Raw genomic sequence first — 11,983 nt, forward strand, 5'->3', positions numbered from 1 at the left:
GTACCCCGACCCTTGGCGACAAGAACCCCGACCGGTCCGAGCCCCGCGGCCCGCGTAACGTTCCAGGTTCTCGGACGGCTGTCGATCCGCGCCGGTCAGGACGTCGTGAAGCCGCCCCGGTCGCAGATCCTCCAGGGGCTGCTCGGGGTCCTGCTCCTCGCGCAGGGCGAGCCGCTGCGCACCGAGCGGCTCACCCGGCTGGTCTGGGCCGACCGGGCGGAGATGACGAGCCGCGAGGCCGTCCACGTGGCGATGTCGCGCCTGCGCAAATGGCTGAAGCAGGTCGGCGGCGGGGAACTGTCCATCGACTACCAGGACGGGTACCGGCTCCTCGTCCCGGCGCCCGACCTCGACCTGCACCGCTTCCGCGCGCTCGCCGGGCGGGCCCGCGCCGTCGAGGACCCGGAGTCGCGCAGCTCGTTCCTGCTCTCCGCGCTGGAGCTGCGCCGCGGCCCCGCCCTCGCCGGGCTGGAGTACCTCGACCGCGACGACATCCTCGTGCGGTCGGTCGCGCAGGACGTCCGCGAGGCGGTGATGAGCCTGGCGTCCATCGCCCCGCGCGCCGAGCGGATCGAGCCCGCCATCCGCGCGGTGCGGACGCTGGCCGAGGAACTGCCGTTCGACGAGCCGCTGCACGCCGCGCTCATCGACCTGCTGGCGGCGGGCGGCCAGCCCGCCACCGCGCTGGACACCTACCGCAGGCTCAGCGAGCGGCTCACCGACGAGCTCGGCGTCGAGCCGAGCCGGCAGGTCCAGGAGGCGCACCTGCGCATCCTCACCCACACCCGCCCGTTCGACGGGACGCCCGGCGAGGCGGGGGAGGCCGTCCCCGCCGTCCCCGTCCCGACGCCCGCGCAGCTCCCGCCCGGCATCCCCGACTTCACCGGCCGCGCGGACGAGGCGGCCCGCATCGCCGACAGCCTCGCCGGCCCGGCCGGGCGGTCGGTCGCGGTCACCACCGTCGCGGGCATGGGCGGCATCGGCAAGACGACCCTCGCCGTGCACGTCGCGCACATGCTCACGGCGGCGTTCCCGGGCGGCCAGCTCTACGCCGACCTGCACGGCGACGGCGTCCCCGCCGAGCCCGCCGAGGTGCTCGACCGGTTCCTGCGCGCGCTCGGGATGACCGGCGCGGGCGTCCCCCCGTCGCTCGCCGAGCGCACCGCGCTGTTCCGCAGCCGGGTCGCCGGGCGCAAGGTCCTCATCGTCCTGGACGGGGCCGCGAACGAGGAGCAGGTGCGGCCGCTGCTGCCGGGCGCGCCGGACGCCGCGGTCCTCATCACCAGCCGCAACCGGCTCACCGGGCTGGAGGGCGCGACGCTGCTGGACCTGGAGGTCCTCTACCCCCAGCAGGCCGTCGAGCTCCTCGCCCGCGTCGTCGGCTCGGCGCGCGTCGCGACCGAGCCGCACAGCGCCGTGGAGATCGCCCGCCTGTGCGGGCACGTCCCGCTCGCGGTGCGCATCGCCGCGGGCCGGCTGGTCGGGCGGCCGGACTGGACGCTCGCCTACCTCGCCGACATGCTCCGCGACGAGCGCGGGCGCCTCGACGAGCTGGCCGTCGGCGACCTCGCGGTCAGGGCCAGCTTCGAGCTGAGCTACCGCCCGCTGCCCGCCGCGACGCAGCGGGCGTTCCGGATCATCGGGCTGCTGGACGCGCCCGACGTCGCCGCGTGGACGGTCGCGGCCCTGCTCGGCGTCCCGCTCAACGAGGCGCGTCCCCACCTGGAGACGCTCATCGACGCGCAGCTGGTGAACGTCGTCGGCCCCGACGCCACCGGCGAGCTGCGCTACCGGATGCACGAGCTGGTCCGGCTCTACGCCCGCACGTGCTCGGAGGCCGAGGACGCGCCCCGGCAGCGCACCGCCGCCCTCGGCCGGGCGCTCGGCGGCTGGCTGTGGCTGGCCGAGCGCGCCGCCGACCTCGTCCCGGGCCCGGCGTACGCCGCGATCCACGGCGACGCGCCCCGCCGCCCGCTGCCCCCGGCGACCGCGGCGCGGCTGCTGGCCGACCCGATGCTGTGGTTCACCGCCGAGCTCCCGGCGCTGGTCGCCGCCGCCCGGCAGGCGTGCGACCTGCGGATGGACGAGCTGGCCTGGGACCTCGCCGCGTGCCTGGAGAAGTACTGCGACGTCCGGGGCATGTACGACGACTGGCGGCAGACGCACGAGCGGGCGCTGCGGCTCTGCCGCGCCACGAAGAACAAGCGCGGCGAGGCCGTCCTGCTGCGGGGTCTCGTGGAGGTCACCACGTGGACGTCGCCGGAGCAGACCGGGCCCGCGATGGTGACGATGCGCGAGACGGCCGAGCGGGTGCTGCGCCTGTTCACCGAGCTGGACGAGCCGCGCGGGAGGGTGGACGCCCTGACCGCCATCGGCTGGGGCCGGGTGGCCGAGGGCGCCGCCGGTGACGCCTTCGCCGTCGCGGACGAGGCGGCGCGGCTCGCCGAGGACGCCGGCTATCCGGGCGGCCACGCGCGGGCCCTCCAGCTGAAGGCGGTCACGTACGGGGAGGGCGGCGCCGAGCACGCGATCCCCTATCTGGAGGAGGCCCTCCAGGTCGCGGGCCGGCTGGGCAACCGGCGCCTGGAGGCGACGATCGTGCAGTTCCTCGGAGCGGCGCGCGCGCTCGCGGGCGACGTCGTCACCGGCGAGCGGCTGCTCAACAGGTCGATCAGCGTGGCCCGTGAGCTGGACGACCGCTACCTGGAGACGTTCTCCCTGATCTATCTGGCGAAGCTGTTCGCGGCTCTCGGCGACGAGCGTGCCCGGCCGACCGTCGAGCTCGCGCTGACCTACAGCCACGCGGGCAATTTCGGCCACCATCTCGCCGAGTCCCTCGCCCTGCTCGGTGAGCTGAACCTCGCGGCGGGCGACGTCCCGTCCGCGGTCGCCTGCCTGGAGAGGTCCGTCCGGGTCTGGCGCACCCGCGGGTGGGTCGGTTTCCTGGCGAGGACGCTCCACACCCTCGCCGACGCCTACGAGGCCGCCGCCGACCACGACCGGGCCCGCGCGGCGCGCGCCGAGGCCGACGGGCTCACGAATTCTCAACCAACCAGGTAGGAAAAATAAGTATGCCCGAAAGGGCAGCGGTTAGCGCCCTGTAAGGGCCATATGGGTAGCGTCGGACGCGCATTGCATTCCTCACCTCCCCGCTGCAATGCCGAGTCGGTGATGGCCAAGCTCCCCAGACGAGGCAACGCATGCACCTGTCGGCACATGATCAGAACCAGACGACCGCCCTCCTCTCCGACGCGCGGCACGAGATCCTGTCGCTCGTCCCCTCCTGGCACGCCCCGCTGCGCAACGCCTACCTCCGCGCCCGGACACGGACGCGGATCGTCATATCCCGCGACTGCCGCATCCAGGGCGCGCCCTGGCCCGGAACCTCGGAGGTACGCCTCGGCGACCTGCTCTCCACCTTCGTCCTCGTGGTCGACCGCAAGAAGGCCCTGGTGAGGAACGGCGACGGCGCGCTCGGCGCGCCGGTGGTCCGGCCGTCCGACCTCGACCGGCTCATCGCCTCCTTCGAGGAGCACTGGGACCGTTCCTATCCGATCACCCCGATCCCCGCCCGCCTCAGCGAGCTCCAGCTGACCATCCTGCGGCAGCTGGCGACCGGCATGACGGACCAGGCCACCGCGAACGCACTCAAGATCTCCTCCCGCACCGTCCAGCGTCAGGTCAGCCATGTGATGGAGCAGCTCGGGGCGCGCAGCCGCCTGGAGCTCGGCGTCTACCTGGCCAGCACCCGGCTGATCTGACGACCGGCTGATCCGACCTCGCCCGACGACCGAAGGGAGCGACACCGGCACGCAGGCAACGGGGGCACCGCCGGTCTCTGGTTCCGGATCATTTCTCCATGGCCGGGAGCCGAGTCTGGAGACCGGCGGTCGTCGTTCCCCGGGAACGGGCCGGCGCCGACGATGGGCGGCCGTTCAGCGGGGGACGCAGCCGATGTCGCGCGAGATCGCCTCGGCCGTCCGGACCAGCAGCGGGACCTGCTCCTCGCGCAGCTCCGCGACCGTGACCCGGCCCGCGTTGGCCGCGACGTTGATGGCCGCGATCACGGCCCCCGAGCCGTCGCGCACCGGCGCCGCCGCCGAGCGCACACCCTCCTCCCGCTCGCCGTCCACCAGCGCGAACCCCTGCTCGCGCACCTTCCCGAGCTCCTCGGCCAGCGCGCCGGGATCGGTGATGGTGTGCGAGGTGAGCGGCTCCAGCCGGACCGCGCCGAGATAGCCGCGCAGCCCGTCCTCGGGCAGGGCCGCCAGCAGGACGCGTCCCATGGACGTGGGGTAGGCGGGCAGCCGCGAGCCCACGTTCAGCACGATCGACATGCTGCGCTTGGCCGGCGCCCGCGCCACGTAGACGATCTCCTCGCCGTCCAGGGTGGCGGCCGAGCACGACTCGCGCACCTCGTCGGCCAGCCTCCGCATGTGCGGCTGTGCCCGCTCCCACATCGGCAGCGAGGCCAGGTAGCCGTACCCGAGCCGCAGGACGCGCGGGAGCAGCCGGAACCTGCGGTCGTCCGGCTCGGCGTACCCCAGCCGGACGCAGGTGAGCAGGATGCGCCGGGCGGTCGCCCGGGACAGGCCGGTCAGCTCCGCCGCCTCACTCACCGTCAGCGACGGGTGCTCGGCCGAAAACGCCTCCAGCACGCGGAACGCCTTCTCGACCGAGTCGATGACATCCGGGTCCTGCCTTGACATCCCTGACTCCCGACCTCAAGGTGAGTCTACAGACGAACGGATGTTCGCCCGTAGAACAGTAGTGGCACGACCGCCACGGCCATCGCCACCCAGCTCAGCGTCCTGCGCGTCACCCGCTGACCCCGGCGCCGCCGACCCTCAGCCCGCTTCGCGGACGCGGGTCATGATGCCGCCGGTCAGGGCCGGGTTCAGGTCCTCGAAGTTCCATCCGCCCTTCTTGTACGCGCGGTTGGTGATCCAGAAGACCATCACGCGGTCGTCGAGATAGCGGGCGAACTCGCCGTAGGACCAGTCGTTGCCGCCGTCGTGCCTGACGAGCCTGCCGCCGCCGCTTCGGGTGACGGCCCAGCCGTAGCCGTAGGAGAGGTCGAAGCCGTTGTGCTCGCCGATGTGCACATGCGGGCGGAACATCCTGCGCTTGGCCCCGGCGGGAAGGATCGCCCCGCTCCGGAGTGCGCGGTGCCAGCGGAACATGTCGCGGGGAGTGGAGATGATGCCGCCGTTGCCGCGCAGCCCCCAGTAGGGGCCGTCGGCGGCCCACGGGTGCTCGAACGGCCTCCCCTGGCGTTCGCCGTTCTCGTCGTATTCCACCGCGATCTGGTCGCGGTCCCAGCGCGGCAGGACGTACCCGGTCCGGGTCATGCCCGAGGGGGTGAACAGGTACCGGGACAGGAAGCGCTCGTAGCCGGTGCCGGAGACCTTCTCGATGATCGCCGCCAGCAGGCTGTAGCCCTGGTTGGAGTAGTGGAACTCCGCGCCCGGAGCGGACTGGAGCCGTGACCCCAGGACGGTGGCGACCATGCCGTCGCGGGAGACCGGATCGTAGTCGTCGATCCCGATGTCGTCGTCGTCCAGGCCCGCGGTGTGGGTCAGGAGGTGGTGCACGGTGATACCGCGCTTGCCGGCGGGCACGGGGCCGAGGAACCTGCCGATCGGGTCGGTCACCCGGAGCCGTCCCATCGCCTCCAGCTTCATGACCGCGGCGGCGGTGAACTGCTTGGTCATCGACATGACGTCGTACGCGGTGTCGCAGCGGGCCGGGATCCGCTTCTCGTGGTCGGCGAGGCCGAAGCCCTTGCAGTGGACGAGCCGGCCGCCCCGCGCCGCGACGACGGTCCCCCCGGATCCCCGGGGCAAGGTCGCGTCCAGGAACTTCTGGACGGACGGGTCGGTGCGCTCGGCCTCCGGGGACGCGAGGGGCCGGCCGCCGCCTTGCAAGGCCGCGCCCGGAGCGCGTCCGACGCCGCACGCGGTGACGGCGCACAGCAGGACGGGGCCGAGGACAGCGGTGCCAAGGGTCGCCTTCATGCGTCGGAACAGTACGGAGACGCCTGCTCGCGCGGCGTCCCCCGGCCAGGCCAGATCGGCGGGCGGCCGGTCCCTCGCGCGGGGGACGTGCCGTCACCGGCGAGGCGGCCCGTCCGCCCCCCGGACGACATAGGAGTCGAGGTGGGGGCCCAGTTCCCGTGCCGTGGCCTGGAGCGGGCGGACGCTCCGCTCGGCCCTCGCCATCAGGATCGCGCCCTCCAGCGCGCCGATCATCAGGGTCGCCACCGCCCCGGCCTTGCGGGACGGAACGCCCATCACAATCAGTTCCCGGGCGATCGGGCTCCGCCAGGCGGCGAAGGCGGCGGCGGCAGTGGCGCGGGTGGACTCGACCGAGTCCGCGCAGTCGGCGGTGGCCGCGGCGACCGGGCAGCCCCGGGCGAAACCCGCCGACGAGAACTCGTCCGTCCACTGGCGGACCATCGCCTCGAACAGCCTCGCCGGAGTGGGACGCGCCATGGCCGACACGAACCTGGTCACGCGCCCGGCCGCATAACGGCCCGCCCACTCCACGGCCTCGTTCACCAGCTGCTCCTTGCCACCGGGGAAGTAGTGCCGGAGCGAGCCGCGCGGCGCGTCCGCGTGGGCCGCCACGTCCCGCAACCCCGTCGCCGCAACCCCGTCGCGGCGGATGAGCTGCGCGGCGCTGAAGACCATCCGCTCCCGGGGTCCCCGCTCGGCAGACGCCATGCTCATTCTCCTATTGCCGTTTCCACCTCGGTCATTATTATGACGCTTGTCATAGCCCCGCAAGGTCGATGGCGTCCTGGAGGCGGTCGTGCGCACGGAGATCGGTTTCATCGGGCTCGGTGTCATGGGGCTGCCCATGGCGCTCAACCTCGCCCGCGCCGGGACCCCGCTGGTCGTCTGGAACCGCACGGCGGCGAAGGCCGGGACGTTGCGCGCGGCGGGGGCCGCGGTGGCGGAGAGCCCCGCCGAGGTGTTCCGGCGCGCGGACGTGGTGTTCCTGATGCTGGCGGACGGGGCGGCGATCGACTCCGTGCTCGGGCGCGGCACCCCGGCGTTCGCCGGGAACGTCGCGGGAAGCGTGGTCGTCCACATGGGCACGACGGCGCCCGCGTACTCGCTCGGCCTCGAAGCCGACGTCCGCGCGGCGGGCGGCCGGTACGTCGAGGCGCCCGTCTCCGGGTCCCGCGGGCCCGCCGAGGCCGGGCGGCTCGTGGCGATGCTGGCGGGCGAGCCGTCGGCCGTGGAGCGCGTCCGCGCGCTGGCCGGGCCGATGTGCGGGGAGACGTTCGCGTGCGGTCCGGTCCCCGGCGCGCTGCTCATGAAGCTCTCGGTCAACCTGTTCCTCATCACGATGGTCACCGGGCTGACGGAGGCGTTCCACTTCGCGGAGCGGCAGGGGCTGGACGGGCGGCGGCTTTTGGAGGTGCTGGACGCGGGCCCGATGGCGAGCACCGTGTCCCGGGCGAAGGCGCACAAGATCGTCGAGCGGGACTTCGGCGTCCAGGCGTCGATCGCGAACGTGCTGGACAACAACCGTCTCGTCGCGGAGGCCGCGCGCGAGGCCGGGATCGCCTCCCCCCTCCTGGACGTCTGCCACGCCCTCTACGGCGAGACCCTCGCGCTGGGCCACGGCGCGTCGGACATGGTCGCCGTGCTCCACGCGATCGAGTCCCGGACCGGCGGCGGAGTCCATGTGAATCTCACCGGGAAAAATTGATCGATGATCCCCTTATTGTTTCGGTTGTCCTGACCACCCGAGGTTTGCTTACCTACGGTCATGACGCGTTCTCGGAGCGACGCGGTCTGACACGGGAATCGCAGCAGGCTGGAGGTGGCCGTGACCGGCGAAGAACCATTCTCCTGGCACGAGGCCGAGAAAGATGTGATGTCCGGGATCGACACGACGATCCCGCACTCGGCGCGGATCTGGAACTACTGGATGGGCGGCAAGGACAACTATCCCGTCGACCAGGAGGCCGGGGACCGCTTCGCCGCGATCTACCCGGGGATCACCGATATGGCGCGGACATCCCGATATTTCATTATGCGCGTTGTCCGTTTCCTCGCCGCGGAGCAGGGGGTGCGGCAGTTCCTGGACATCGGGACGGGACTGCCCAGCCACGACAACACCCACGAGGTCGCCCAGCGCGTCGCGCCCGAGGCCCGCACCGTCTACGTCGACAACGACCCCCTCGTCCTCGCCCACGCGCACGCCCTGCTGACGAGCAGGAACAGCGGCGGGACCGACTACATCGACGCGGACCTGCACGAACCCGGCTCGATCCTGGAGGCGGCGCGCGCGAAGCTGGACTTCACCCGTCCCATCGCGCTTCTGCTCATGGGCGTTATGGGGCACATCCGCATCACCGAGGACGACGAACTGGCGCATTCGATCGTCCAGCCCCTCAAGGACGCGCTCCCTCCCGGAAGCCACCTCGCGCTCTATGACGGCACCAACACCAATCCTGCGTACGCCGAGGCCGTCCGCCGCTACAACGAGGGCGGCGCGGCGCCGTACGAGCTGCGGAGCCCGGCACAACTCGGCCGTTTACTGGAGGGGTTCGAGAGCATTCCCCCGGGGCTCGTCCGGATCCGGCTCTGGCGCCCGGAGCCGAGTCCGTTCGATTCCGTGGAGCAGGACGACGCGTGGGGCGGTGTCGCGAAGAAGAACTGATCACCGCCCGCGCCGGGCCGCGCCGCGGATTCCGTCACGGCGGTCGCGTCCGCCTCATTCCGAGGTCGGTGCGGAAAACGCGGAATGCGGCCGGCCCGGCCGGGGGACGGTGAGCGGAGTGGCCGGTTTCAGCGGGGTGCGGCGGCCGCCTTGCCGAAGAGCGCGCCGTCGTGCATGAGCCCCGCGCGATAGGCGAAGGAGACGAGTTGTGCGCGGTCTTTGAGCCGGAGCTTGCAGCGGAGCCGGTAGACGTGCGTCCGGACGGTGGTGATGCCGATGAACAGGGCCTCGGCGACCTCCTCGACCGACATGCCGCGGGCGAAGAGGGTCAGCACCTCCCGCTCCCGCGCGGTGATGGAGTCCAGGTCCGAGCGCAGCGGGGCCTCGGTCCCCGCGTCCTGCTGCCGGTACCAGGCCACCAGGCGGGTCGCGACCTGCGGGGCGAGCATCGTGTGGCCGTCGGCGGCCGCCCGGACGGCGGTGCCGAGCTGTTCCTTGGTCACCTCCTCCACCAGCAGGCCGCTGATGCCCTCGTGCAGGAGGTGGTCGATGGTGTCATCGTTCTGGGTCCGCGAGAACACGACGATACGCGGCACCGGTTCGAGGTCCTCACCGTTGAGGCGCCGTACCAGTTCCAGGCCCGGCATTCCCTCCAGTGAGAGGCCGGTCACGACGACGTGCGGGTGATGGCGGCGTGTCAGCACCATGGCCTCGATGCCGCTGTCGGTGGATTCGATGAGGTCGATGTCGGCCTCCCCCTCCAGCAGGGCGGCGAGCCCATGCCGGACGATGGGGAGACGCTCGCAGACGAGCACACGCATGGGGGGTCCCTCGGTCGGTGCGGTGGTCAGCGGCGGGACGGGTTCACCATGCCCCCGGCGACCGTCCGCTTGGTGTCGGGGTCGATGAGGATGAAGCTGCCGGTCGTCCGGTTGCGCGCGTAGTCGTCGCACATGATCGGCTGCGCGGTGCGCAGCCGGACCCGGGCGATGTCGTTGGCGCCGAGCGAGCCGGCCTCGGCGCGGTGCAGGGTGTTGACGTCCACGCGGTAGACGATCTCGCTGAGCTGCGCGCGGACGTCCCGTCCGGTGTGCTTCAGCCGGAGCTTCGCGCGGGGCGCCACACGGGAGCCGTCCATCCAGCAGATCATCGCGTCGATGTCCTGGAGCGGTTCGGGCCGGTTGCCGGGACGGCAGATCAGGTCGCCGCGCGAGACGTCGAGGTCGTCGGTGAGCCGCAGCGCCACCGACATCGGCGCGAACGCCTGTTCCAGCGGGCCGTCCGGGCCGTCGACGGACGCGACGGCGCTGGTCATGCCGCTCGGCAGCACCATGACCTCGTCGCCGGGGCGGAAGACCCCGCCGGCGACCTGCCCCGCGTAGGCGCGGTAGTCGTGGTGCTCGTCCGACCTCGGGCGCAGGACGTACTGGACGGGGAAACGGGCGTCGACGAGGTTGCGGTCGGAGCGGATGTGCACCGTCTCCAGGTGGTGCAGGACGGTCCCTCCCCCGTACCAGTCCATCCGCTCGGACGGGCTGACGACGTTGTCGCCGTTCAGCGCCGAGATCGGGATGAAGGTGAGATCGGGCACCCGCATCCGCGTCATGAACTCGGAGACCTCCGCGGCCACCTCCTCGAAGGTCTCGCGCGAGTGGCCGACGAGGTCCATCTTGTTCACCGCGACCAGCAGGTGGGGGACGCCGAGGAGCGACAGCAGGAAGGCGTGCCGCCGTGTCTGCTCGGTGAGGCCGGTGCGGGCGTCGACGAGCAGCAGCCCGAGGTCGGACACCGACGCGCCGCACACCATGTTCCGCGTGTACTGCTCGTGCCCGGGGGCGTCGGCGATGATGAACGAGCGCCGGGGCGTGGAGAAGTAGCGGTGCGCGACGTCGATGGTGATGCCCTGCTCGCGTTCGGCGCGCAGGCCGTCGGTGAGCAGCGCGAGGTTGGTCTCGTCGAATCCCATCCGCGCGCTGGAGCGCGCGACGGCCTCGATCTGGTCGTCGGGGATGGAGCCGGTGTCGTGCAGCAGCCGGCCGATCAGCGTGCTCTTGCCGTCGTCCACCGAACCGGCGGTCACGAACGTCAGCAGTTCCATCAGAAGTACCCCTCCCGCTTGCGCTCCTCCATGGCCGCCTCGGAGAAGCGGTCGTCGGCGCGCGTGGCGCCGCGCTCGCTCAGCCGGGACTCCGCCATCTCCCGCAGCACCTCGGCGGGCGTGGTGGCGGCCGACTCGATCGCGCCGGTCGAGAGCATGTCCCCCACCGTCCGGAAGCGGACGCGCATCCGGCGCGGTTCCTCGCCGTCGCCGGGCGGGACGAACGGGTTGTCCGCGAAGAACATGCCGTCGCGGGCGAACACCTTCCGGTCGTGCGCGTAGTAGAGGGGCGGGAGCTCGACGTCGTGGCGCTCGATGTAGGACCACACGTCCGCCTCCGTCCAGTTGGACAGGGGGAAGACGCGGAGGCTGTGCCCTTCCACGAGCGCGGTGTTGTAGTTGGACCACAGCTCGGGCCGCTGGTCGCGGGGCTCCCACTGCCCGAACTCGTCGCGCAGCGAGAACACGCGCTCCTTGGCACGGGCCTTCTCCTCGTCACGGCGGGCGCCGCCGAGCAGGGCGTCGAAGCCGTGCTCCTCGACGGCCTGGAGCAGCGCGCCCGCCTGGAGCCGGTTGCGTCCGACGGCGCCGGGCGGCTCCGTCAGCCGCCCGTCGCGGATCATGTCCGGCAGCGAGACGGTGATCAGCCGCATCCCGAGACGGCCGAGAAAGGCGTCCCGGAATTCGATCACCTCGGGGAAGTTGTGACCGGTGTCGACATGCACGGCGGGGAAGGGGACGGGGGCCGGCCAGAAGGCGCGGCGGGCCAGGTGGGCGAGCACGGTCGAGTCCTTACCGCCCGAGAACAGCAAGGCCGGGCGGCCGAGTGTCCCGGCCGTCTCCCGGATCACGTGGACGGCCTGGGATTCGAGTACCTCGAGATGCGAGATCTGCAGGTCATGGGCAGGCATGAACGCCAACCTCCGAAGCGGGGACCAGGGATCTTGCAGCCCGTACCCGAAAGACCTTCAAGGTAACGCGAGCGCCAATAAATGACGGGACGTTCTTAAAGAAGGCCCGCTCTACATGGGACTTTACCGTCCATTTACCAGCATCGCGATCGTCGTGTCACCGTAAGGCCAGGCGGTGGCATTAAATGATCTTTAATTGGCGGCAATATAACTCCTCCTGAAGCCGGCGGGTGTCATCAGGAGGATGAAACGGCGGCCGCCCGAAGCCTCGCTGCGGCTGATCTGCCGGGCGGGG

General features: G+C 71.9%; 10 protein-coding genes. 4 read left to right on the forward strand and 6 right to left on the reverse strand.

What is annotated here, in order from left to right:
* The first annotated feature begins 105 nt into the window (after positions 1–105).
* Positions 106–3,060 carry an ATP-binding protein gene (locus tag AGRA3207_RS16960; protein ID WP_231335621.1) on the forward strand — a complete coding sequence of 985 codons (2,955 nt, stop codon included), beginning with the start codon at positions 106–108 and terminating at the stop codon, positions 3,058–3,060.
* 140 nt (positions 3,061–3,200) lie between these two features.
* Positions 3,201–3,761, forward strand: a complete 561-nt coding sequence (locus AGRA3207_RS16965; RefSeq protein WP_231335622.1) for a helix-turn-helix transcriptional regulator — start codon at positions 3,201–3,203, stop codon at positions 3,759–3,761.
* Between the two features lie 174 nt (positions 3,762–3,935).
* On the opposite strand, the gene AGRA3207_RS16970 is transcribed toward AGRA3207_RS16965, so the two are convergent.
* The 3 genes from AGRA3207_RS16970 to AGRA3207_RS16980 form a co-directional block, all read right to left on the reverse strand.
* Complete coding sequence (locus AGRA3207_RS16970; protein ID WP_231335623.1) at positions 3,936–4,709, reverse strand: IclR family transcriptional regulator domain-containing protein; 774 nt, start codon at positions 4,707–4,709, stop codon at positions 3,936–3,938.
* A gap of 138 nt (positions 4,710–4,847) precedes the next feature.
* The gene (locus tag AGRA3207_RS16975; RefSeq protein ID WP_231335624.1) at positions 4,848–6,017 is read right to left on the reverse strand and encodes a serine hydrolase domain-containing protein; all 1,170 of its coding nucleotides are present in this window, start codon (positions 6,015–6,017) and stop codon (positions 4,848–4,850) included.
* A gap of 93 nt (positions 6,018–6,110) precedes the next feature.
* Entirely contained in the window at positions 6,111–6,725 is a 615-nt protein-coding gene (locus AGRA3207_RS16980) for a TetR/AcrR family transcriptional regulator (protein WP_231335625.1), read from the reverse strand.
* Between the two features lie 88 nt (positions 6,726–6,813).
* Here AGRA3207_RS16980 and AGRA3207_RS16985 point away from each other — a divergent pair, with 88 nt between their 5' ends.
* Together AGRA3207_RS16985 and AGRA3207_RS16990 are read left to right on the forward strand one after the other, a co-directional pair.
* Positions 6,814–7,722, forward strand: a complete 909-nt coding sequence (locus tag AGRA3207_RS16985) for an NAD(P)-dependent oxidoreductase (RefSeq protein ID WP_231335626.1) — start codon at positions 6,814–6,816, stop codon at positions 7,720–7,722.
* A 168-nt stretch (positions 7,723–7,890) separates the two neighbouring features.
* Positions 7,891–8,679, forward strand: coding sequence for an SAM-dependent methyltransferase (locus AGRA3207_RS16990; RefSeq protein WP_231336310.1), 789 nt, complete (start codon positions 7,891–7,893; stop codon positions 8,677–8,679).
* Positions 8,680–8,807: 128 nt separating this feature from the next.
* Here the strand turns inward: AGRA3207_RS16990 and AGRA3207_RS16995 are convergent, their stop codons facing one another.
* Genes AGRA3207_RS16995 through cysD form a run of 3 tightly spaced genes read right to left on the reverse strand, consistent with a single transcriptional unit; the run spans position 8,808 to position 11,688 of the window.
* The gene (locus AGRA3207_RS16995; protein WP_231335627.1) at positions 8,808–9,500 is read right to left on the reverse strand and encodes a LuxR C-terminal-related transcriptional regulator; all 693 of its coding nucleotides are present in this window, start codon (positions 9,498–9,500) and stop codon (positions 8,808–8,810) included.
* 26 nt (positions 9,501–9,526) lie between these two features.
* The gene (locus AGRA3207_RS17000) at positions 9,527–10,777 is read right to left on the reverse strand and encodes a sulfate adenylyltransferase subunit 1 (RefSeq protein ID WP_231335628.1); all 1,251 of its coding nucleotides are present in this window, start codon (positions 10,775–10,777) and stop codon (positions 9,527–9,529) included.
* The gene (gene cysD, locus AGRA3207_RS17005) at positions 10,777–11,688 is read right to left on the reverse strand and encodes a sulfate adenylyltransferase subunit CysD (RefSeq protein WP_231335629.1); all 912 of its coding nucleotides are present in this window, start codon (positions 11,686–11,688) and stop codon (positions 10,777–10,779) included. Before cysD ends, AGRA3207_RS17000 begins: the two co-directional genes overlap by 1 nt.
* Positions 11,689–11,983: the final 295 nt, after the last annotated feature.

It is taken from the genome of Actinomadura graeca (assembly GCF_019175365.1).
GTDB classification, from domain to species: domain Bacteria; phylum Actinomycetota; class Actinomycetes; order Streptosporangiales; family Streptosporangiaceae; genus Spirillospora; species Spirillospora graeca.

Coding starts and splice junctions, on each gene's coding strand:
- AGRA3207_RS16995 (WP_231335627.1), bottom strand. CDS start 9,500: ATGCGTGTGCTCGTCTGCGAGCGTCTCCCCATCGTCCGGCATGGGCTC.
- AGRA3207_RS16965 (WP_231335622.1), top strand. CDS start 3,201: ATGCACCTGTCGGCACATGATCAGAACCAGACGACCGCCCTCCTCTCC.
- AGRA3207_RS16970 (WP_231335623.1), bottom strand. CDS start 4,709: ATGTCAAGGCAGGACCCGGATGTCATCGACTCGGTCGAGAAGGCGTTC.
- AGRA3207_RS16975 (WP_231335624.1), bottom strand. CDS start 6,017: ATGAAGGCGACCCTTGGCACCGCTGTCCTCGGCCCCGTCCTGCTGTGC.
- AGRA3207_RS16980 (WP_231335625.1), bottom strand. CDS start 6,725: ATGGCGTCTGCCGAGCGGGGACCCCGGGAGCGGATGGTCTTCAGCGCC.
- AGRA3207_RS17000 (WP_231335628.1), bottom strand. CDS start 10,777: ATGGAACTGCTGACGTTCGTGACCGCCGGTTCGGTGGACGACGGCAAG.
- AGRA3207_RS16990 (WP_231336310.1), top strand. CDS start 7,891: ATGTCCGGGATCGACACGACGATCCCGCACTCGGCGCGGATCTGGAAC.
- cysD (WP_231335629.1), bottom strand. CDS start 11,688: ATGCCTGCCCATGACCTGCAGATCTCGCATCTCGAGGTACTCGAATCC.